Here is a 22,736-nt window from a genome sequence, read left to right on the forward strand (position 1 = left end):
TCCTGAGGAAGTGATGTTGCTATGTCTGTTCTGAGTTTGTCGCTCGGAAAGAAAACAGGACGCCTGCCCGAGCGCAGGCGTCCTGCATTTCCGATGGTGGCGTTAGCGCTGCTGTTTTCATTGCTGGCGCTGTTGCCGTTAGGGTTTGTGGTGGCGGTTGGGTTCGACACCGGCTGGCCGACCATTAAAGCGCTGGTCTTTCGTCCGCGGGTAGGGGAGCTGCTCAGCAATACCCTGTGGCTGACGGTGCTGGCGGTCCCCATCAGTATTTTGCTCGGCGTGACGCTGGCCTGGCTGACGGAACGTACTGCCCTTGCCGGTCGGCAGCTGTGGTCGGCGCTGGCGGTAGCCCCGCTGGCGATCCCGGCCTTTGTCCAGAGCTATGCCTGGGTCAGCGCCGTGCCTTCGCTGCATGGCCTCTCCGCCGGGGTGTTTCTCTCGGTGCTCGCCTACTATCCGTTTATTTATATGCCGGTGGCGGCCGTGCTGCGCCGCCTCGATCCCACCCTTGAAGATGTCGCCGCGTCGCTGGGCACGCCGCCGTGGAAAGTGTTCTTCCGGGTGGTGCTCCCGCAGCTGCGTCTGGCAATCTGCGGCGGTGCGCTGCTGGTGGCCCTGCATCTGCTGGCGGAATATGGCCTGTATGTGATGATCCGCTTCGATACCTTCACGACCGCTATTTACGATCAGTTCCAGTCGACCTTCAGCGGTCCGGCCGCCAATATGCTGGCAGGCGTGCTGGCCTTGTGCTGCCTGGCGATCCTGCTGCTTGAGAGCGCCTCACGCGGTAAAGCGCGTTACGCGCGTATCGGCGCCGGGGCGGCCCGCGAGCAGAAGCGGCTTGTGCTGGGTAAAGGGGCCGCTTTTGGCGCGCAGCTACTGCTTCTGCTGCTGGTGATGCTGGCGATGGGGGTTCCCTTACTGGTCCTGTGCCGCTGGCTATGGCTGGGCGGCATCGACAACTGGCTGCATGCCGATCTCTGGCATTCTCTGCGCCAGACCCTGCTCCTGGGGGCGGGCGGGGCGCTGCTGACAACGGTTTGCGCGATCCCCATTGCGTGGCTCGGCGTGCGCTATCCGCGCCCGCTGTTCCGCCTGCTGGAGGGGTGTAATTACATCACCAGCTCGCTGCCCGGTATTGTCACCGCGCTGGCGCTGGTGACGGTCACCATCCACTACGCCCGTCCGGTGTACCAGACCGAAGTGACGCTGTTTCTGGCCTATCTGTTGATGTTTATGCCGCGTGCGCTGATTAACCTGCGCGCCGGTATCGCGCAGGCGCCGGTGGAGCTGGAAAACGTTGCCCGTAGTCTCGGACGCAGTCCGGCCCGCGCCCTGTGGAGTATCACTATGCGGCTTGCCGCGCCGGGGGCGGCCGCAGGTGCCGCGCTGGTGTTCCTTGGCGTCAGCAATGAGCTCACCGCCACACTACTGCTTTCGCCGTTAGGCACCCGCACCTTGTCGACCGGTTTCTGGGCGTTAACCAGTGAGATCGACTACGTAGCGGCGGCACCGTACGCGCTATTGATGATCGTCATTTCGCTGCCGCTGACCGCGGTTCTTTATATGCAGTCGAAAAAAATGGCAGGGTTGTAACATGCTGGAATTGTCTTCTATTTCGAAATCCTTCGCTGATGCGCTGGTCCTCGATAATCTCAATCTGACCGTAGCGCCGGGGAGCCGGACGGCCATTGTTGGTCCGTCCGGCTCGGGGAAGACCACGTTGCTGCGCATTCTCGCCGGTTTTGAAACGCCCGATCGCGGGCGGATCGTCATGCACGGTAAGTCTCTGTTTGCCGACGGTGTATTTGTCCCCGCCCACCAGCGACGGATCGGCTATGTTCCGCAGGAAGGGGCGCTGTTTCCTCATCTTAATGTTGCGGACAATATCGCCTGGGGGCTCGACGCCAGCCGTGAGGAGAAGCGTCGCCGCGTGGGGGCGCTAATGGAGATGGTCGCCCTCGACCCTGGTCTGGCGAGTCACTGGCCACACGAAATTTCCGGTGGCCAGCAGCAGCGTGTTGCCCTGGCCCGCGCACTGGCTCAGCAGCCGGCGCTGATGCTGCTGGATGAGCCGTTTTCTGCACTGGATACCGGGCTGCGCGCCAGCACACGCAAAGCGACGGCGGACCTGCTGGCCGAGACGGGGATCGCCTCGATTCTGGTGACTCATGACCAGAACGAGGCGCTGTCGTTCGCTACGCAGGTGGCGGTAATGCGTCAGGGGCGCTTCGCCCAGGTTGGAACCCCGCTGACGGTTTACTCGCAGCCGGTGGATGAAGAGACGGCGTTATTTCTTGGCGATGCCCTGATCCTCCCCGCACGCCTTAGCCCCGGCCGGGCAAGCTGCGCGCTGGGGGACCTGGCGACGGACGCACTGCATCCTGCTGGCGAAGGTAGGGTGATGCTGCGTCCGGAACAGCTGAGCGTCAGTGTGAGCGGGCCGCAGGAAAGTACCGCCATTATCCGCGATGTCGATTTCTCAGGCCAGCTTTCCACGTTGACGCTGTCGATGGCTGGGCACGAGCGGCCGATTGTCCTGCGAACCGTGAGCCAGCCGGCGTGGCAGCCCGGCGCGATGGTGAGACTGACGGTCAGCGGCAAGGCGCGAGTGTTTAGCGGCTAATCCCTGAGCAGGCGGCGCCGGCTATCGACGGCGCCGCACGGAAAGCTAATTAGATGGCGGATGAAGCCGCTAGTATCCGCGCCACTGACCTCGTCGCCATGGAGTGGTAGTACGTTGGAACAATTCCGCGGGGTCAGTCCAGTTCCCGCCATTTTACCGAACCGTCGCTTTTTCATTCGTCCCGCTACGCTTAACTGTTATCCTGTCTCGCGATCGGCCCTGTTGTTACCATGAGACACCGCTATGCCTGAACTCCATACTCCTGCGAATCGCCCCGGCCCGGCCGCTGTGGCCCGGGTGACGCTCCTGCCTGCGCTGCTGGTTATCGTCGCTGTTGCTGTCGGCTGCGCCCTGGTGTCGCCTCCGGTCGGTACACGACACGAGATCCTGACTAACCCCGGCCTCTATATCGATCTGCTGGCGTTGTTGTTTCTGGTGTTTATGCTGTGGAGCTCGGCGAAGGTGCGGATGAGCCACATTGCCGTCAACTGGGTACGCTATGGGCTGCTGTTGTGGATTGCCGGCGGCACCTTTGATGTGATGGATGAGATCGTGGTTCAGCCGCGCTGGATGGGCTACTACTGCGAAGATCTGCTGCGCCTCTCCGGGATGCTGCTGACCGTGGTGGGGGTCTACAAAATTATTGAGCGAATCAATTTGCTGTACGTCGATGCGCGCTCGCAATCCCTGAAGGATGAACTGACCCAGTTACCCAACCGGCGTTTTTTCATTGATACCATTCGCGAGAAGTCCGGGCATGCGCTGGGACTCATGATTCTGGATATCGATTTTTTTAAGAAAATCAACGATAGCTGGGGCCACCTGGTGGGGGATGAAGTGTTATTTTCGCTGGGGAAACAGCTGGCGAAACTAACCAGCGAGCAGGTCCAGCCGGCGCGGATCGGTGGGGAAGAGTTCGCCATTATCGTCGATGGCCTGTCGGAGCCCGAGCTGCACGCTCTGGCGCAGTCGATCCTTGCTAACGCTCGCACCATCCTGATCAATCATCAGACGCCGCTGTCGATCAGCATTGGCGTCGGAACCTGGCGGCCAGGCGAAGCGCAGGAGACGTTTATCCGTAAAGTCGACGAGGCGCTGTACAAGGCCAAGCATAACGGCCGCGGCCGCGTGGAGTGGGCGCCATCTGCCGGTGCGGCAGGTTAGGCCTGCTGCGCGCTACGGCAGTGTCGCCGATACTCCGATGGCGAGCGTTCTGTGTAGCGTTTAAAAACCCGGCAAAAATAGTTGCTGTCGACAAAGCCGCAATTGTGCGCAATCTCTTTCACCTTCAGGTCATAGCCGCGCAATAGCTGCTTCGCCTTTTCCAGACGGACACGGGTCAGATATTCATTAAATCCCACCGAGCCTGATTTCTGAAAAATATGCGAAAGATAGTTGGGCGTGATGTGAAAACGTTTGGCTACCGATTCCCGCGTCAGCGGTAGACTGAGATTTTCCTCGAGGTAGTCCTGGACGGCGAGAAACAGATCCCGGCTGCGGCTGACGCGCATCTCCAGCCCGACCAGCTGTTCACGACAATGACTCAGCAGCGCGGCGATCACCAGTCGCGCGGTCAGCGGATCGGGCTGCAGGCTGACTTCATTCAGGCTCAGCAACAGGTAGGAACCCACGCGCGGCCCAAGCCGGGAAACGCTCTGTTTTTCCGTGTACAGGCTTTTTCCGTCCCAGCGCTGAATACTGAATCCCAGTTTCTGCCGACCAAACAGAATGCTCAGGGTAGTGGCCGGACCGGTCCACTGCGGCAGCGTCCACTTCCCCGCCTGCACGTACAGTACCTGCAGCGTGGTTAACGTCGAGGCCGCCAGCGGCAGTCCCTGTTCATTCAGTTGGCCCTCCAGCACAATTTCCAGACGCGGAAACGGCACGTTGAAGGCGAGGGCAGGCACGGAGATATCCGGCTCAGGAAATCTCACCTGTAGGTGATCTTTTTGACCGATTAACCGATGCAGTATATCCGGCAGATCTTCAATCATTCTTTGCCCTCAGCATGCGCATTATCCTGTTGATGGTAATCTATTTTTTCCTTCCCAGCAGCGTTAGTTTAGCCATTTTGCGCAGCGGATTGCCGGCCAGCTGTAGCGCATGCATCGCCGGAAAAGAGATTATTGATGTCCATCACACTTTGTGGGCTCGCGTACGTATGTCCAGTTTTTTGTAGCGCTCGCCTCGTGTCATGCCGCGGAGGGACCAGTAGAGTTTGTTTGTGTTATCGGAACGTTAAAAAGGAACGTAAAATGAACTCATCATCGGCTAACTTTCTCGATGCGTTAGGCGCCAGCCAGACGCTCAGCGCGCAAATGAAACACGAGCTCGACACCCTCGGCTACACCGTCGTGCATAACGTCGTTGACGCCCAGTGGCTGAGCGAAATGCGCCTGCTCATTGACACCCTGGTTGAACGCGAAGGCGATAATCTGGCGATGGAGCACCATCAGGAGGCGACGGCGACGCGGATCGCTAACCTGATTAATAAGGGGGTTATCTGGGAGAAAGTCTGGTCACACCCGCTGATCCTCTCCGCTTGTCGCTATATCTTCAACGGGGATTTTAAAGTCTCCAGCCTGAACGCCCGCGAGGCGCTGTATAACGGCGGCCACCAGCCGCTGCACGCCGACTGGAAAAAGCCGCGCCCGGATTTTCCCAAAGTCCACCTGGTGAATACCATCTGGGCGATAGACGATTTGAGCGCCGCCAACGGCGCGCCGCGGATCATTCCTGGTACCCACCTCCGCCCCGAGTTACCAGAGGAGGTGCTGGCCGACCCGGAACAGGCCCATCCCGATGAGATTGTGTTTGCCGCGCCGGCTGGCAGCGTGATGATCTACAACGCCCACGCCTGGCACGGCGGCACCCGTAATCGTGAAGGCAGCAGAAGACGCGTACTGCATGGGTTATATATCGATCGTGCGGATACGCCGCAGCAGGACCAGCGGCGCTGGCTCACGCCGGAGACGGCAAGCCGCCTGACGCCGGCGCAAAAGTGGCTGCTGGATGTAGAATAAGGTCTGTCGCCGGTCAGGGAAGTTCTACATAGACGACCGGCTTTTTCATGATGCTTTTCACGGCCTCGACGATCTGCTGCGGCTGCAGCAGGAAGCTCTTGATGCTGGTTTTAATCGTCCGCAGGCCGCGAAAGCGATGAGGGTCGTCGATTTCGATATCCGTCACCAGCAGCACCACTTCGGCGCGGGCGATATCTTCCGCGGTGATCCGATTTTCTACGCCGAGCGCCCCCTGGGTTTCCACCTTCAGGTGCCATTTTTCATGATGACCGACCTTTTCCAGTCGTTCGGCGGCCATGTAGGTATGCGCCACCCCGCTGACGCAGGCGGTGACGGCGACAATATTGAAGTCCATAACATCCTCCTGGCGTTAACCGCCGATAGTGACGTGGAAACCGGCCGCTTCGGCCATCACCCGATATGGTTGAATTTCCGCTTCGTCAGGCGCTTTCACGCTGGCCAGCGTCCAGGGTTTGCCCAGCAGACGGTATTTGGGCTCGCCATATTGATGAAACGGCAACAGGTGCATTTCTTTTAGCGCGAAAGGGGCGAGGAACGCCAGAATTTGGCGAAAATTATCGGTATTCAGTGTGTAGCCCGGGATCAGCGGCACCCGCGGGATCAGGTTGATTTTTCTCGCCGCCAGCCGGCGAAAATTGTCCAGCACCCGCGGCTGATTCATTCGCAGCAGCGACCGCGCCCGCTCAGGTTCCATGATTTTAAAATCAAACAGCACTTCATTGCAGGCTTCGGCCACCGGCAGGAAGCGGTCAAAAGCGCCGTCGCCCGCGGTTTCGATGGCGGTGCGGATCCCCCACTGGCGCAGGCGCTGGAGAAAGCGGGCGGCAAACCCGGCCTGCATGAGCACTTCGCCCCCGGAGAGGGTGACGCCGCCGCCGGAGGCGCGAAAGAAGACCTCATCCTTCAGCACCTCCTGCAACAGGTTATCCAGCGTCACATCGCGGCCAATCTGTTCCCACGCTCCGGACGGACATTCGGCGACGTCCTGCTGGCAGCGGGTGCAGCGCAGGCATTTACTCTCCCGGCGCAGGGTCTGAATCCTGGGTGAAATTGATTCGGGATTGGCGCACCACGGGCAGGTATGAGGGCAGCCTTTAAAAAAGACTACCGTGCGGATCCCCTGGCCATCGTTGAGCGAGTAGCGCTGGAGGTTAAAAATACGCGCCCGGTCGGCGCGCGTGTCGATGACCTCACAGCTGATGCGCGGTGCGGCGGATAATGTCATCCTGAATCTCCTTCGACAGCTCAACAAAGAAGGCGCTGTAGCCCGCGACCCGTACCACCAGACCGGCAAAGTCCTGCGGCCGCTGCTGCGCTTCACGCAGGGTGCCGGCATTGACCACGTTGAACTGAATATGCTGCAGCTTGAGCTTGCAGAAGGCCTGTAAAAAATCGGCCAGTTTGTTCAGGCCGCCGTCGCCGGCCAGCGTTGCCGGAGTGAATTTGACGTTCAGCAGCGTACCGTTCGACAGCAGATAGTTATCCAGCTTGCTGACCGATTTCAGCACTGCCGTCGGCCCCTGGGAATCCTGACCGACCATCGGCGACAGGCCGCCGTCCGCCAGCTGTTCGCCGGCCAGTCGCCCGTCCGGGGTGGCGCCCACCACCGAACCCAGCGGCACGTGCGCGGAGACGGTGTAGGAGCCGGGGGTAAAATGGCCGCCGCGCGGGTTCAGATACTGCTCGACTTCTTTGCAGTAAAAACGCAGCAGATCGGCGCTAATATTGTCGACATCGTCGATATCGTTGCCGTACTTGTCAAAACGGTTAATCAGCCGGGCGCGGATCTTTTCCCCTTCCGGCGTCTGGAAATTGGCTTTCAGCACGGCCATCAGTTGGTCAAAGCTGAGACGCTGCTGGTCGAAGACCATACCCTTCAGGGCGTACAGCGAATCGCTCAGGTTAGCGATCCCGATACCCTGGACGCCGGAGAAGTTATAGCGCGCGCCGCCGGCGGTGATATCTTTGCCGTGCTGCACGCAATCTTCAATGAACGAGGAGAGCAGCGGGACCGGCGCCCAGTCGCGGTGGCCGATATCGCAAATGTTGCTACCCTCGACCATCAGCTTGATGTAATGGCGAATTTTGTCGCGGATCTGGCAGATAAGGCCGTCCCAGCTGACGTCAGGCTGATGTTCATTTTCCTGCAGCACAATTTCCATCACCTTCAGCAGATTAAACATGGCGATATCATGCAGGCCGTAGGTGCGCCCTGGAATAGAGAGCTCCACGCAGCCGACCACCGCGTAATCGCGGGCATCTTCCAGCGACACGCCGCGGTTAAGGAAGGCCGGGACCACCACCTCATCGTTGAAAATCTGGGGGATCCCGGTACCCAGGCGAATGGTCTCAGCGGTTTTACGCAGGAACGGGCGATCAATCAGCTCGTTGACCCGCACGCCCAGATTCGGCTGCGGCAGCTGAACGTTTTGATAGGCGTCGAGGCATAAAAATGACAGCACGTTGACCGCGCTGCGCCCGGTCTCCGTCAGCCCGCCGAGCAGGGCGGTATAGCCGGTGGGAAAACCCGCGAAATAGCGCGCGCTGCTGGAGGAGCGTAGCAGGACGATATCGTTGCATTTCACCCACAGCGACTCCAGCAACTCCTTGAGATACGCGGGATCCTGACCCTGATTCAGCGATGCCTGATAAAACGGCAGCATATACTGGTCAAAACGCCCCAGCGAAATCGAGCTGGCATTGGATTCGTACTGCAGAATGATATTCATATACCAGAACAGCTGGCAGGCCTGGGGGAAATCCGTTGGCCGGTGCTGCGCGTTGTGGCGCGAAATAGCGGCGATGGTTAACAGCTCCTGCTGACGCTGCGGGTCCTGACAGTGCCCAGCCATCTCCTCGGCCAGCGCGGCGTAGCGCAGAATATGGCGCTGGGAAGCTTCCAGCAGGATCAGTACCGCCTGATAAAAGGGGTTCTCCGGTTGCCGGGCGCAGTGCGTTTTGAGTTCGGCGACCAGGGCGCCAAGGCCATGATTCAGCAGCCGTGGATAGTCGATGATGATATGGCCCTGGCCTTTATCGGTCTGGTTCACGCTGAATATCTGGGTGTTGACGGCGGCCTTGACCTCTTCAGTCATCTGGCCGTTGATGAAATCTTTCATTGAACGCTTTTCCCAGTAGGGGTACAGCGTTTCGCGGTAGATTTGCTTATCTTCTTCGCTTATTGCGAAGCGGTCCTGTGGGCGGGTCGGAAAGGCGTCGAGCTCGTTGAGCAGCCAGTAGGGGTCCATCTCGGGCGACATAATCCCTGCCCGCGGTTTGACGGTGCGGTTGCCGGCGATCAGTTCATCCTCACGAATCGAAATCATCACCTTATCGAGGATCCACGCGGTGGCTTTCGCCCGGCGGATAATCACCGGCTCGCCCTCCGTCTGCCGATGGCTGGCAGTGTAGAGTAATGCGCGCTCAAGGGAGATTTCGCGCGGCTGGGCGAACAGGCTGGCTTTCAGGCGTTGGGTACGATTCGTCATGATAAACTCCATGTTGTGGCGAAGGGCGCGAAGGCGCCCTTTTAAGGCTTCAGGCGCTCTGGGAAAGGTGGCTGTCTATCTTGTTCATGATGGCGTCGGCGCGCTTGACCGCATCGCTGATATTGACGCGCACGATAGTTTTCCCGGCAAAACGCTCTTCGAATTTGATGCCGATATCTTTGGTTAGAATGACCATATCGGCGGCGGCAATCTCCTCCGCCGTCAGTTCGTTTTCAATGCCAATGGAACCCTGCGTTTCAACCTTGACCTGCCAGCCTTTGGCTTTGGCGGCGCTTTCCAGCGATTCAGCGGCCATGTAGGTGTGAGCCACGCCCGACGGGCAGGCGGTGACAGCGATAATGTGGGTCATAATCTGTTCCTTCCAGTCTGTTAGTTAATTTCGAAATCAAGGTCTAGTTCATCGTCAGCGGCGACGTCAGTGGGTTTCTTTTTGGCGAAGGCTTTCAGCAGGATGACGCAGGCAGCGCTGACGCAGGCGCCGACCAGCAGCGCGGCAACAAATCCGAGCTTGCCCTGGACCACCGGCAGCACGATGAGCCCGCCCCAGCCGGCGTAACACTGGGCGCCCATCAGCGCGGCGGTGACGCAGCCGCTGGCGGCGCCAATCATATTGGCCGGAATGACGCGCAGCGGATCCGCGGCGGCAAAGGGAATCGCCCCTTCGGTCACGCCGACACAGCCCATCACCAGCGCGGCTTTGCCGGTTTCCCGCTCTTCGGCGGTGAAATATTTGCGGCCAATCAGCGTCGCCAGCCCCATGCCCAGCGGCGGTACGGCGATACCGACGGCAGCGATAGCCACCACGCTGTAGACGCCCTGCGAAACGCAAATCAGCATGAAGGCGTAGGCTACTTTGTTCACCGGGCCGCCCATATCAAAGGCCAGCATCAGACCCATAATGATGGCCAGCACCACGATGCTGCCCTCGCGCATCCCCTGCAGCCAGCCGGTCAGGTTAGCGGTCAGCGCGCCAACCGGCTCGCCAAGCCCCCACATCATGATCCCGGCGGTGATAAAGGTGCCGACGATGGGAATGATGAAAATCGGCATCACCGAGCGCAGAACTTTATGTACGGGGATTTTTTTCAGGTAATAGACCACCAGGCCGCCAATCATGCCGGCGATCAGCGCGCCGAAGAAACCGGCGCCAAAGCTGTTGCCCACCCAGGCGCCGATGGCGCAGGGGGCCAGCGCGGCGCGGTCAGAAATGGAGTAGCCGATGTAGGCGGCGAGAAAGGGCACCATCAGCGTCAGCCCGGCGACGCCGATATCAAAAAGTTTCTTCAGATTAGGGTCGGTGGCGGCATCGGGTACCGCGCCTTTGCCATACAACATGACGGAGACCGCCAGCAGGATCCCGCCGGAGACCACGAAGGGGATCATATGTGACACGCCGGTCATCAGATGCTGGCGGGTATTTTTTAGTATTTGCACCAGTTCGTTCATTGCTTGCTCCTGAGCGCTGTAGGGCCCGTGACAGTATGGATGGCTAAACATTAGAAAAAGGGCGTCGCATAAAACAGTAGAGAAAAAGTGCATTTACTGGATATTTGTAAGGTGAGAAAAGAATTGCGATCCACCTCAAATCTTAGTGATGACAGGAGAGATGAGCGCTAACAGGGTGGAATTGTGATGGCGGGCATAAAAATATATTGTGTGTACAATAGTCCAGTAATTGCCAGTTTTATCACCTAGTCCCTGGGGCCGTCTTTTATTACTTTTTGAGGAAATAATGGATTGCTCTGGAGGAAGGCGATGGCTCTGGTCATTGAATTTACATGTGATTTGCCCAACGGCGTGCATGCGCGTCCGGCCAGTCTGGTCGAAACGCTGTGTAACCGTTTTTCATCAGCGGTTGAGTGGCGGAACTTGCGCCGCGAGACCGGCGGAAATGCCAAGAGCGCGCTGGCGATTATCGGCAGCAATACCCTGAAGGGCGACGCCTGCCAGCTGCTTATCAGCGGCGAAGATGAAGCTGAAGCATTCGCCGCGTTAACGGCTTTTATGCGCGATGAATTTCCCCACTGTGACGCGCCGCTGCCCGCTGCGCCAACGCTGGATGTCCAGCCGGTGCCAGAGTCGCTTTCGCGGCTGAACCCGACGCTGTTTCATGCCCACCCGGTGTGCGCCGGCAGCGCGGGAGGGACGCTGGTTCATCTCAAATCACGCGATCTGCACGAGCTGGGTGAACTGCCCGTCGCCGCCAGTCCCGAACAGGAGCAGGCGGCGCTGGATAATGGCCTGCGCCTGCTGGTGAAAGATATCGAGCTGCGGCTGCTGGACAATGACGGCACCGCCAGCGCGATCCTGGAAGCTCACCGTTCGCTGGCGACGGATGCCTCGCTGCGCCAGCACCTGCTTGGCGGTATTCTCACCGGGTTGAGCTGCGCCCAGGCGATTGTCGCCACCGGCGACCACTTCTGCGCCCAGTTCCGCGACTCCGGCAACAGCTATCTGCAGGAGCGGGTACTGGATGTACGCGACGTTTGCTTTCAGCTGTTACAGCATATCTACGGCGAAGCCCGTTTCCCGGCGCCGGGCCAGTTGCGGGAAGCGGCCATTTGTCTTGCCGACGAGCTGACCCCCAGCCAGTTTCTGGAACTGGATAAAACGCATCTCAAAGGGCTGCTGCTGCGCAGCGGCGGCACCACCTCGCATACCGTGATTCTGGCACGCTCATTCAATATCCCTACTCTGGTGGGCGTGGATTTAGCCGCGCTGCTGCCGTGGGTGGATACGCAGGTGCAGATTGACGGCAACGCCGGGCTGCTGGTGGTGGATCCGAGTCCGGCGGTAGCGCGCTACTATCAGCAGGAGGCCTGGCTACAGGCGCAAATCCTGCAACAGCAGCAGGTATGGCTGGATAAAGCCGGGCAGACGCAAGACGGTATCCGCGTGGAGATCGCCGCCAATATCGCCCATTCGGTGGAAGCGGTGGCGGCATTCAACCAGGGCGCGCAGTCGGTAGGGTTGTTCCGCACTGAAATGCTGTATATGGATCGCCCGAGCGCGCCGTCGGAAGATGAGCTCTACAACATCTTCTGCCAGGCGCTGGAACCCGCTGCCGGGCGCAGCATTATCGTGCGGACTATGGATATCGGCGGTGATAAGCCGGTGGCCTATCTCAACATCCCTGCGGAAAACAATCCGTTCCTCGGCTACCGCGCGGTGCGCATCTATGAAGAGTATCAGGCGCTGTTTCACACTCAGCTACGGGCGATTTTACGCGCCTCGGCGCACGGCTCGCTGAAGATTATGATCCCCATGATTTCATCAATGGAAGAGATCCTGTGGGTGAAAGAGCGACTGGCGGAGGCCAAACAGTCGCTGCGCGCCGAGCAGATCCCGTTTGATGAAAAGATCCCGCTCGGCATCATGCTGGAAGTGCCGTCGGTGATGTTTATCATCGATCAGTGTTGTGAAGAGGTGGATTTCTTTAGCATCGGCAGCAACGACTTAACGCAGTATCTGCTGGCGGTGGATCGCGATAACGCGAAAGTGACGCGCCACTACAACAGCCTGAATCCCGCCTTCCTGCGCGCGCTGGACTATGCGGTACAGGCGGTGCATCGGCAGGGGAAATGGATCGGTCTGTGCGGCGAACTGGGGGCCAAAGGATCGGTGCTTCCGCTGCTGGTAGGCCTCGGTTTAGATGAATTGAGCATGAGCGCGCCGGCGATCCCGGCGACCAAATCGCGCCTGGCGCAACTGGACAGCCGCGCCTGCCGCCAGCTGCTGAATCAGGCCATGCAGTGCCGTACCTCACTGGAAGTGGAGCATCTGTTGGCCCAGTTCCGCATGCGTCAGCAGGATGTGCCGCTGGTGAGCGCCGAGTGCATTACGCTCAATAGCGACTGGCGCAGCAAGGAGGAGGTGCTGAAAGGGATGACGGATAACCTGCTGCTGGCCGGACGCTGCCGCTATCCGCGAAAGCTGGAGGCTGACCTGTGGGCCCGCGAGGCGGTGTTCTCCACCGGTCTGGGCTTTAGCTTCGCCATTCCGCACAGTAAATCCGAGCATATCGAGCAGTCGACCATCAGCGTCGCCCGTCTGGCGCAGCCGGTGGTGTGGGGCGATGAAGAGGCGCAGTTTGTGATTATGCTGACGCTGAACAAGCACTCGGCGGGCGATCAGCATATGCGTATCTTCTCGCGGCTGGCGCGGCGCATTATGCACGCGGAGTTCCGCCAATCTCTGGTATCCGCGGAGAGCAGCGAGGATATTGCCGACCTGCTGCGCCGCGAGCTGGAACTGTGATCTGCACACCGGCCAGCGGTGCCGGCCGGTGTGCGCTTTACAAATCCAGTACCAGGCGGCCGCCTTTGGCGCGCGAGCAGCAGATCAGCATACTCTGCTGGCTGGCTTTCTCTTCCTCGCTGTAATACTGATCGCGGTGGTCCGCTTCCCCTTCCAGAATCATCGTTTCGCAGGTGCCGCACACCCCTTCGCGGCACAGGCATTCCACCTTCGCCGCTTTGTTATTCTCAATAACCTGCAAAATGGTCATGTCCTGCGGTACGGTAAATTCGCGTCCGGAACGCGCCAGCACCAGGGTAAACGCCTCTCCGCCTTTATCCTCAACGATAAACTGCTCAAAGTGCAGCTGACTGGCGGGCACCTGATGGCGTTCGGCGGCGGCTTTCACCGCCTCGTTAAGCGCCGCCGGGCCGCAGGTATACACGTGGGTTCCGGGCTCGAGGTCGGCGAACAGGCGCGGCAGGTCGAGACGGCTGCCGAGCGCTGATACATGAATATTGACCCGATCTCGCCACGGCGCGGCGCTGAGCGCATCGACGAAAGCATTATTGTCGGCGTCGTGGAAACAGTAGTGCAGCTGCCAGTTGGCCTGCTGTTGTTCCAGTTCCGGAATATGGGACAAGAATGGCGTGATGCCGATACCGCCGGCGATCAGCAGATGTTTTCGCGCCTGTGGTTCGATGGCGAACAGGTTGTTGGGCGTGGACACCGTCAGGGTATCGCCCGGGCGCACCTGCTGGTGCATAAAGCGCGAGCCGCCTTTGGAAGGCGACTCAAGACGCACCGCAATCTGCCAACTGGTGGTATCCAGCGGCGAGCTCATCAGCGAATAGGCATTGCTGTAGCGCTGCTCGCCATCCTGCATCTGGACGATAATATGGCTACCGCCGCTGAATCCCGGCAGCGGGGCGCCGGTCGGCGACACTAGCGTAAAACGCTTCACCTGGGCGGTGATCTGTTCAACATCGCGAACGATCGCCTCAAACATTTGATAATCAGACATCGCTGAACTCCATCAAAAATCCCGGCGTGGCCAGCGCCGCCGCCGGGAGAGGACATTTACAACCCCTGGCAGAGGTACTTCATCTCCAGGTAATCTTCGATTCCGTGTTCCGACCCTTCGCGGCCAAGGCCGGACTGCTTCACTCCGCCAAATGGCGCGACTTCGTTGGAAATCAGCCCGGTATTGATGCCGACCATCCCGTATTCCAGCTGCTCGGAGACGCGCCAGATACGGGCGGCATCGTTGCTGTAAAAATAGGAGGCGAGGCCGTAGATGGTGTTATTCGCCTGCTCGATGACCTGCTGCTCATCGTCAAATTTCACCAGCGCGGCCACCGGGCCGAAAATCTCTTCCTGCAGCAGCAGTGACCCCGGCTGTACGTCGCCGATAACCGTAGGGGTGAAGAAATTACCGCCCAGTGGGTGCGCTTTACCGCCGGTTAACAGCGTTGCGCCGCGGGTCAGGGCGTCGTCGAGCAGGGACTGGACTTTGCGCCCGGCGTCGGCGTTGATAAGCGGGCCAATCTGTACATCGGACTCGCTGCCATCGCCAACTTTCAGGGCGGCGACGCGGGCCACGAACTTATCGCAGAATTGGTCGTAGACGGCGCGATGAATATAGAAGCGGTTAACGCAGACGCAGGTTTGCCCGGCGTTGCGGAACTTGGCGATCAGCGCTCCCTCGACCGCTTTATCGATATCGGCATCGTCAAAGACGATAAACGGCGCGTTACCGCCGAGCTCTAAAGAGAGCTTTTTGATGGATTCCGCGCACTGGCGCATCAGCACGCGGCCAACTTCGGTCGAGCCGGTAAAGGAGAGTTTACGCACCCGCTCATCGCCGGTGAACACCGCGCCAATTTCGCGCGACTGGCCGGTAACGACGTTAATAACGCCCTGCGGGATCCCGGCCTGAATCGCCAGTTCCGCCATCGCCAGCGCGGTAAACGGCGTTTCGTTAGCCGGCTTAATCACCATCGTGCAGCCAGCGGCCAGCGCCGGGCCAGCCTTGCGGGTGATCATCGCCGCCGGGAAGTTCCACGGGGTGATCGCCGCGCAGACGCCCACGCCCTGGCGGATCACCATCAGGCGTTTATCCGCGCCAGGGGAGGGGATTATTTCGCCGTTGGTGCGTTTGCCCTGTTCGGCAAACCACTCGATAAACGAGGCGGCATAGGCGATTTCACCTTCCGCCTCCGCCAGCGGCTTGCCCTGCTCGGCGGTCATGATCTGCGCCAGCGCGGTTTTGTTTTCGAGGATCAGGCGGTGCCAGTTCTTCAATAACGCGGCGCGCTGGGCGGCGGTAAGCGCGCGCCAGGCCGGCAGCGCGGCCGCGGCGGCATCCACCGCCTGCTGCGCTTCCGTCCGGCCCATATTGGGGATCAGGCCGAGCGTCGCGCCGGTGGAAGGGTTGCTGACGGCAAGCGTCGTGCCGTCGGCGGCGTCGCGCCAGCTTCCGGCAATCAGCGCCTGCTGGCGAAACAGATCTGAGTGAAACACGGACATAGCCAACTCCTTCAACGATTACGGCTGGAACACCTGGGCCACCAGATTGTGGAAATGCGCGATACCGTGCTCGGAGATACCGCTGCCGCTGTTATCCGCCATAATGCGCCCCTGGCCGCGATAGCCGCGGGACTTCAGCCCCTTCTGCACGCTTTCCACCAGGCGTAAATCTTCCGGGCGGAACACGTCGCGATACCACTCAATCAGCGCTTTCTGATCGTCAGTCAGCTCTTCGTTGGTGAAATAGATGTCGTAATTCTGCAGAGTGGTCTCTTCATCCACCGGGAATTCATAGATCACGGTCATCATGCCCTTGATCGGCGTCACGTTGAACATGGTGCACGGCCACAGCCAGAAACCGTGGAACGCGGCGTCGGTACCTTCTTCGAATTTAAACGACTGCTCGGACGGCTTGGCGAAGCCATACTGCAGCGTCCATTTGCCGTGCATGGTGTGCCAGTAACGGTCAACCTGTACGGAATCCGAGAAGCCCGGGTGCGCCGGGCCGCAGTGGTAACATTCCAGATAGTTATCGACGATATTTTTCCAGTTCGCCGGGGTGAGAGTGGTAAAGCGCGCCGCCAGTTTCAGATCATGTACGTCCGGGCAGGCTTCCAGCACTTTGTCCTGCAGGCCCGGCAGCTGCGTTTCCACGCTCTCCGCTTGCGGTTTCATATTGATAAACACAAAGCCGGCATACTCTTCCAGGCGAACCGGCACCAGCGTTGCCTTTTCGCTATCGAAATTCGCCACGTTTTCGCAGTTGCGGGCGTGGGCGAGATTGCCGTCAAGCTTGAAGGCCCAGGCGTGATAGGGGCAGGTAATCACGTTTTTGGCTTTACCTTCACCGCTCAGCAACTGGTGGCCGCGGTGCGGGCAGACGTTATAGAAAGCGCGCAGAATGTTGTCGCGGCCGCGGACGATAACGATATTTTCGCCAATGATCTCCCGGGTGATGTAGTCGTTCGGCCGGGCGACCTCGCTGCCGTGGGCGACGCAAATCCAGCTATTGGCGAAGATGCGCTCTTTCTCGTGCTCAAACGCCTGGCTGTCGGTATAAAAACGGGCCGGAATGGTCCAGGCATCCTGCGGATTGGCGCAAAAGTTAATCGGCAGAGTAAAGTCAGGGCTCAAATTGCTCATGTAAGGTCACCTTGTGATTATTGTCAGTAAGAGGTTTTACAGCGACTGGCCGTCGCCTTTGAGTACCGTGCCAACCGGTAGCGTCTCGGCTTTAATCATTGGCTCGGGCGTATGGGTTTCTATCTGATTGACCGGCACGTGGGCGTAGTCCTGTTTTAGCCAGCGCACGAAGCCGCCGGTTTTAATCAGTAAAATGGCCAGGAACGGTAGGGCGGTCAGCACCACGGTGGTTTTCATGGTCTCAAGCGAAGCGCCGGTAAACAGAATCGATAGCGGGATGAGGGTGATCACCACGCACCAGAACAGGCGCATGCCGCGATCCGGATCGTCGCCTTCGCGCAGGTTGCGGGTGCTGGTCGCCGCCATGGTGTAGGCCACCGCATCCATGTGCGAGGCGAGGAAAACAATCATCACGAACAGATAGGCGGCGAGGAACAGCTTACCTGCCGGCAGCGACATCAGGACCTGCTGGACGGCGGTTTCACCGCCGAGAGTCTGCATCACCTGCGGTACGTTAATCACGCCGTTAACGAACTGGTGCATGGCGTAGCTTTCCATCACCCCAAAGAAGAACCAGCAGCCGGCGGTGCTACCAAGGAGCAGTCCCCATATCACCTCTTTGATTTTGCGCCCGCGGGAGACGCGGGTGACGAACATCGCCACGCCCGGGGTATAGGAGATCCACCACAGCCAGTAGAAGACGGTCCAGTTGCGGGTAAAGGCGCCGTCGCCGAGGGGATCGGTAAACAGGCTCATCTGCAGGAAGTTCTGAGTCGTCAGGCCGACGGCGTTAATGATGTTATTGGTGATGAATTCGGTCGGACCAACCAGTAATACCACCAACGGCAGCAGAAACGCCCCCCAGCCGACCATTTTGCTCAGGCGCTGCAGGCCGTTGTTGATGCCAATCCACGAACTCATGCAGAAAATACCGCCGGAGAGCAGGATCACAAACGCCTGGACGGTGAAGTTATCCGGCAGTCCGGTCAGCGCTGACAGGCCGCGGGTGAAGGTGGCGGCAGTGACCACCAGCGAAATGGTTAACGCGCCGACGGTGGCGATCAGGAACATCAGGTCGACCAGACGGCCCCAGAAGCCCTGCGGACTCGCTCCGGTGATTGCCGAAATGATCCCGGAGAGGCTGAGGCCTTTATTTTTCCGCACGTGGAAGTGATAGGCCATGATCAGCGAAGCGAGAGTGTAGGTCGCCCAGGCGCTAACCCCCCAGTGGAAGAAAGAATAAGGGATGCTGTATTCCAGCGCTTTCGGCGATTGCGGCGCAATGTTCAGGCCCGGGGTCTGGTAGTAATAAGCCCATTCGGCAACGCCCCAGTACAGCGTGGAGGAGCCGAGCCCGGCGCAGATAAACATAAACAGCCATGAGAGGGTACTGTATTCGACTTTACCTTCGCCGAGACGGATATTGCCGTATTTGCTGGTCGCCAGATAGAGCACCAGTCCCAGCGCCAGCAGCACCAGTACCTGTACCGTGGAACCCAGCAGGCGGGTCACGCCGTTAAAAATCGAATCAGCCGCCTGCGCGGTTTGCTGCGGGAAGAGACTTAATGTAGCGGCGATGAAAACAATGGCCGCCAGGCTGATGGCAATCAGCGGCACATCTTTTTTCTTTACGTTGCTCAACATGGGTGATCTCCTGGGCATGATTGCCCGTCGGTGGCTTTAGCCTGTCGTTGTTATCACGCTGTAGGGTCAAGGTTCGTAGCAAAAAGCTATTAACAATTGGATTATTTCTTCGTTACATGAATTAAACAATTGGCCGATTCGTGAAGCAATAAAACACGGAACGGAAATAATAAAAGGTGAATTGGCGCAGGTTCTGTCCTTTCAGGAATTAATAAAGTTCACCGCTGTGATGCGGTCCACTTGTCAATCGTGGGGGATTCTGCATAGCGAAAAGAGAGGGGAGTTGGAGGACCAGGCGCGCGGGTTTTCCCGGGTAGCGGCTGCGCCTTACCCGTGCTTGCTACTCGCGGTGTCGTTTTTTTGTCGGGTGGCGGCTAACGCCTTACCCGACCTACGGTCCGTGCCATTGCGAGCTTAAGATCTCTACCTTGTCCCTATGGCTACTGAAACTGCCGGTGTTGGCGGCCTCAACATCGCTGAGACGTTCCCTGCAGGCCGGGGCAGCCCGCAGGGATGCGGGCTGAGGGCCGTGTTTTTACATTATCGTGCCTTTTGTAGCCCCGGTAAGCGCAGCGCCACCGGGGAGCGGCGGGGTAATTACGCCAGAATGGCCTTGCAGATGGCGTCGCTGACCTGTTGCGTTGACGCGCTGCCTTTCATATCCGGGGTTTTCGGCCCGCTGGCAATCACCTGCTCAATCGCCGCCAGGATGCCGTTGTGCGCGGCGTGGTAGCGCTCGTCGCCGTTTCCGAGGAAATCGAGCATCATCGCCCCGGCCCACACGGTGGCGATCGGGTTGGCGATATTTTTACCGTAAATATCCGGCGCCGACCCGTGAACCGGTTCGAACAGCGACGGAAAAGTCCGCTCTGGGTTCAGGTTAGCCGACGGCGCAATACCGATAGTTCCGGTACAGGCCGGGCCGAGATCCGACAGAATATCGCCAAACAAATTGGAGCCGACGACCACGTCGAAACGTTCCGGCTGCAGCACGAAGCGGGCGCAGAGAATATCGATATGCTGCTTGTCCCAGCGAATTTCAGGATAGCTTTTGGCCATCTCTTCCACACGCTCATCCCAGTAGGGCATGCTGATCGCCAGACCGTTGGATTTGGTTGCGGAGGTCAGCGTTTTGCGCGGGCGGCTTTGCGCCAGCTCAAAGGCGTAGCGCAGGATCCGGTCAACGCCGCGGCGGGTGAAGACCGACTCCTGAATCACCACTTCATGCTCGGTGCCTTCATTGGCGCGGCCGCCGAGGGCGGAATATTCGCCTTCGGTATTTTCGCGCACCACGTAAAAATCGATATCGCCGGCCTTTTTACCCGCCAGCGGGCAGGGGACGCCGGGGAACAGACGCACCGGACGCAGGTTGACATACTGGTCAAACTCACGGCGGAACTTCAGCAGCGACCCCCACAGCGAAATGTGGTCGGGAACGGTATCCGGCCAGCCGACGGCGCCGAAGTAGATGGCATCGAAGCCCTGCAGCTGCTCGCGCCAGTCGTCCGGCATCATCTTGCCGTGATGGGCATAATATTCGCAGCTTGCCCACTCCATCTGCTCGAAGCTCAATGACAGATCCCAACGCTGTGCGGCGGCTTGCAGCACGCGAATCCCTTCAGGCAGAACTTCTTTGCCAATTCCGTCACCCGGGATGGCGGCAATACGATAGGTTTTTTTCATTCCGGTTCTCACTTTTTAGCGATGATGTTTGACCACCTGCCTATCCTATAATTGACTGGTTCATAATTAATCACGCTAACTGGTGAAACATAAAACACAGATCATGAATAATCTGCCGCTGCTAAATGATTTACGCGTCTTTATGCTGGTCGCTCGCCGGGCCGGGTTCGCCGCCGCCGCCGAAGAGCTTGGCGTATCACCGGCGTTCGTCAGCAAGCGGGTTTCGCTGCTGGAGCAAACCCTGAATGTGGTGTTGCTGCACCGGACCACCCGCCGGGTCACCATTACCGAGGAGGGGGAGCGGATCTACGAATGGGCGCAGCGCATTTTGCAGGATGTCGATGAGATGATGGACGAGCTTTCCGACGTACGCCAGGTGCCGCAGGGAACGCTGCGTATTATCAGTAGCTTCGGCTTTGGTCGCCGGGTGGTGGCCCCGGCGCTGTCGGCGCTGGCCCTTCAGTACCCGCAGCTGGAACTGCGTTTCGATGTCCAGGACCGGCTGGTGGATTTAGTCAATGAAGGGGTGGATCTCGATATTCGCGTGGGCGATGATATCGCGCCGAATCTGATTGCCCGCCAGCTGGCGGCCAACCACCGCGTGCTCTGCGCCTCGCCGCAATTCCTTGCCCGCCATCCACCGCCGAAACAGCTGAGCGATCTGGCCGCCTTACCCTGCCTGGTGATTAAAGAACGCGATCATCCGTTTGGCATCTGGCAGTTGCACAGCAAAGAGGGGCAGCATGCGATCAAGGTGACCGGGCCGCTGTCGTCCAACCATGGTGAAATTGTGCATCAGTGGTGTCTGGACGGGCAGGGGATTGCGTTACGTTCATGGTGGGACGTCCGGGAGAATATCGCCAGCGGCCATCTGGTGCATGTGCTGCCGGAATTCTTTCAGCCTGCCAACGTCTGGGCAGTCTATGTCTCCCGGCTGGCGACGTCGGCTAAAATTCGCACCACCGTGGAGTTTCTGCGCCACTACTTTCAGCAGCACTATCCGCAGCATGAGCCGACGGCCAGCGCCGTCGGCAGAGGCGATTAAACCCCAAGGCGGTCGCGCAGGCTGTAGTAGGCCGCGCCCATGGCGGTAAAAGGAATGCGCAGGCTGCGGCCGCCCGGGAACGGGTAGTGCGGCAGTTTGGCGAAGGCGTCGAACCGCTCGGCGTCGCCGCGCAGCAGCTCTGAAATCAAGCGTCCGGCAAGGTGGGTACAGGTCACGCCGTGGCCGCTGTAGCCCTGCATGTAGTAAATATTGTTATCGAGACGGCCGAACTGCGGCATCCGCGACAGGGTCAGCAGGAAGTTGCCGGTCCAGCGGTAGTCAATTTTCACCCCCTGCAGCTGCGGGAAGGTTTTCAGCAGCTTCGGCATAATCAGCCGCTCCACGTCGTCCGGATCGCGCGCGCCGTAGACCACGCCGCCGCCGTACAGCAGACGGTTGTCGCCGGTCAGACGGTAGTAGTCCAGCAGGTAGTTACAATCTTCCACACAGTAGTTTTTCGGGATCAGCGAGCGGGCGATCTCTTCCGACAGCGGAGCGGTAGTGACCACCTGGGTGCCACACGGCATGCTGCGTTTCGCCAGCTCCGGCTCCAGTTTATCGCCAAGATAGGCGTTGCCGGCGACGATCACGTAGCGCGCGGTGACCTGGCCGCGCGCGGTGCTGACCACCGCCGGGCTGCTGTGCTGGATGCGGGTGACCGGCGACTGCTCATACACCCGGCCGCCGTTCAGGCGAATGGCGTCCGCTTCACCGATGGCGAGGTTCAGCGGGTGAATATGGCCGCCGCTGTGGTCAAGCAGGGCGCCGACGTAGCGGTCGCTGTCCACTTCACGACGAATGGCCTCTCTGTCCAGCAGCTCCAGTTGGGTGTTGCCGTAGCGCTCCCAGTTGGCTTTCTGCTCTTCAAGGGTTTCCAGCTGTTTATGGTTCATCGCCACGAACAGGCCGCCCGGGCGGTAATCGCACTGGATCTGGTAGCGCTGGATGCGCTCGCGAATAATATCGCCGCCTTCGAACATCATGCTGCCGAGCATTTTTGCCGCATCCGGGCCGTAGTTTTTCTCAATGACGTCGATATCGCGGCTATAGGAGTTGACCAGCTGACCGCCGTTGCGGCCGCTGGCGCCGAAGCCGATGCGCGCCCCTTCCAGCACCACCACGTCGTAGCCCATTTCGGCCAGATGCAGAGCTGAGGAGAGGCCGGTGTAGCCGCCGCCGACGACGCAGACGTCACAGTTGATGGATCCCTCCAGCGTCGGGAACGGTTCATACTTATTGGCGCTGGCGGCGTAGTAGCTAGTGGTATGTTCAGTCAT

At 59.4% G+C, this 22,736-nt stretch carries 18 protein-coding genes; 6 read left to right on the forward strand and 12 right to left on the reverse strand.

All coding sequences use genetic code 11. The annotated features are described in order from the left end of the window. Positions 1-21 precede the first annotated feature (21 nt). From N438_RS07535 to N438_RS07545, 3 genes are all read left to right on the forward strand, one after another. On the forward strand, positions 22-1,596 hold the full coding sequence (locus N438_RS07535; RefSeq protein ID WP_023297342.1) for an iron ABC transporter permease: 1,575 nt from the start codon (positions 22-24) through the stop codon (positions 1,594-1,596). Between the two features lies 1 nt (position 1,597). Further along, positions 1,598-2,626 (forward strand): ABC transporter ATP-binding protein, encoded by a 1,029-nt coding sequence (locus N438_RS07540; protein WP_023297343.1) that lies wholly within the window; start codon positions 1,598-1,600, stop codon positions 2,624-2,626. 243 nt (positions 2,627-2,869) lie between these two features. Then, a complete protein-coding gene (locus tag N438_RS07545) occupies positions 2,870-3,790 on the forward strand; it encodes a GGDEF domain-containing protein (protein ID WP_008805910.1) in 921 nt (306 codons plus the stop codon). Here N438_RS07545 and N438_RS07550 read toward each other — a convergent pair. Beyond that, entirely contained in the window at positions 3,787-4,620 is an 834-nt protein-coding gene (locus N438_RS07550) for an AraC family transcriptional regulator (protein ID WP_023297344.1), read from the reverse strand. The genes N438_RS07545 and N438_RS07550 overlap by 4 nt on opposite strands. A 261-nt stretch (positions 4,621-4,881) precedes the next feature. On the opposite strand from N438_RS07550, the gene N438_RS07555 reads away from it, so the two are divergent. After that, complete coding sequence (locus N438_RS07555) at positions 4,882-5,649, forward strand: phytanoyl-CoA dioxygenase family protein (protein ID WP_004183607.1); 768 nt, start codon at positions 4,882-4,884, stop codon at positions 5,647-5,649. Positions 5,650-5,662: 13 nt separating this feature from the next. On the opposite strand, the gene N438_RS07560 is transcribed toward N438_RS07555, so the two are convergent. From N438_RS07560 to N438_RS07580, 5 genes are read right to left on the reverse strand one after another with little or no spacing between them, the layout of a single operon-like run. After that, positions 5,663-6,004, reverse strand: coding sequence for a PTS fructose-like transporter subunit IIB (locus N438_RS07560; protein ID WP_004179260.1), 342 nt, complete (start codon positions 6,002-6,004; stop codon positions 5,663-5,665). 15 nt (positions 6,005-6,019) lie between these two features. After that, positions 6,020-6,895 (reverse strand): [formate-C-acetyltransferase]-activating enzyme, encoded by an 876-nt coding sequence (locus tag N438_RS07565; protein WP_032735162.1) that lies wholly within the window; start codon positions 6,893-6,895, stop codon positions 6,020-6,022. Then, on the reverse strand, positions 6,861-9,158 hold the full coding sequence (locus N438_RS07570; protein ID WP_060619935.1) for a formate C-acetyltransferase: 2,298 nt from the start codon (positions 9,156-9,158) through the stop codon (positions 6,861-6,863). The genes N438_RS07565 and N438_RS07570 overlap by 35 nt, the downstream gene beginning before the upstream one ends. A 49-nt stretch (positions 9,159-9,207) precedes the next feature. Further along, positions 9,208-9,528: a PTS fructose-like transporter subunit IIB gene (locus N438_RS07575; RefSeq protein WP_004179264.1), complete on the reverse strand. Its 321-nt coding sequence runs from the start codon at positions 9,526-9,528 to the stop codon at positions 9,208-9,210. Positions 9,529-9,548: 20 nt separating this feature from the next. Next, on the reverse strand, positions 9,549-10,625 hold the full coding sequence (locus tag N438_RS07580; RefSeq protein ID WP_008805917.1) for a PTS fructose transporter subunit EIIC: 1,077 nt from the start codon (positions 10,623-10,625) through the stop codon (positions 9,549-9,551). 309 nt (positions 10,626-10,934) lie between these two features. Here N438_RS07580 and ptsP point away from each other — a divergent pair, with 309 nt between their 5' ends. Next, the gene (ptsP, locus tag N438_RS07585; RefSeq protein WP_080928798.1) at positions 10,935-13,436 is read left to right on the forward strand and encodes a phosphoenolpyruvate--protein phosphotransferase; all 2,502 of its coding nucleotides are present in this window, start codon (positions 10,935-10,937) and stop codon (positions 13,434-13,436) included. A 37-nt stretch (positions 13,437-13,473) separates the two neighbouring features. On the opposite strand, the gene N438_RS07590 is transcribed toward ptsP, so the two are convergent. From N438_RS07590 to N438_RS07610, 5 genes are all read right to left on the reverse strand, one after another. After that, complete coding sequence (locus N438_RS07590; RefSeq protein WP_039103051.1) at positions 13,474-14,439, reverse strand: PDR/VanB family oxidoreductase; 966 nt, start codon at positions 14,437-14,439, stop codon at positions 13,474-13,476. Positions 14,440-14,495: 56 nt separating this feature from the next. Then, positions 14,496-15,944 (reverse strand): NAD-dependent succinate-semialdehyde dehydrogenase, encoded by a 1,449-nt coding sequence (locus tag N438_RS07595; protein ID WP_060619937.1) that lies wholly within the window; start codon positions 15,942-15,944, stop codon positions 14,496-14,498. 18 nt (positions 15,945-15,962) lie between these two features. Further along, on the reverse strand, positions 15,963-17,087 hold the full coding sequence (gene yeaW, locus N438_RS07600; protein ID WP_110198367.1) for a carnitine monooxygenase, oxygenase subunit YeaW: 1,125 nt from the start codon (positions 17,085-17,087) through the stop codon (positions 15,963-15,965). Positions 17,088-17,123: 36 nt separating this feature from the next. Continuing rightward, the gene (locus tag N438_RS07605; RefSeq protein ID WP_060619939.1) at positions 17,124-18,731 is read right to left on the reverse strand and encodes a BCCT family transporter; all 1,608 of its coding nucleotides are present in this window, start codon (positions 18,729-18,731) and stop codon (positions 17,124-17,126) included. 597 nt (positions 18,732-19,328) lie between these two features. Then, positions 19,329-20,414, reverse strand: coding sequence for a tartrate dehydrogenase (locus N438_RS07610; RefSeq protein ID WP_060619940.1), 1,086 nt, complete (start codon positions 20,412-20,414; stop codon positions 19,329-19,331). 82 nt (positions 20,415-20,496) lie between these two features. Here N438_RS07610 and N438_RS07615 point away from each other — a divergent pair, with 82 nt between their 5' ends. Beyond that, complete coding sequence (locus tag N438_RS07615; RefSeq protein ID WP_008805923.1) at positions 20,497-21,459, forward strand: LysR substrate-binding domain-containing protein; 963 nt, start codon at positions 20,497-20,499, stop codon at positions 21,457-21,459. Here N438_RS07615 and N438_RS07620 read toward each other — a convergent pair. Next, the gene (locus tag N438_RS07620) at positions 21,456-22,736 is read right to left on the reverse strand and encodes an FAD-binding oxidoreductase (protein ID WP_039103053.1); all 1,281 of its coding nucleotides are present in this window, start codon (positions 22,734-22,736) and stop codon (positions 21,456-21,458) included. The genes N438_RS07615 and N438_RS07620 overlap by 4 nt on opposite strands.

The sequence above is a fragment of the Klebsiella sp. GL120222-02 genome, assembly GCF_003097195.1.
GTDB classification, from domain to species: domain Bacteria; phylum Pseudomonadota; class Gammaproteobacteria; order Enterobacterales; family Enterobacteriaceae; genus Klebsiella; species Klebsiella variicola.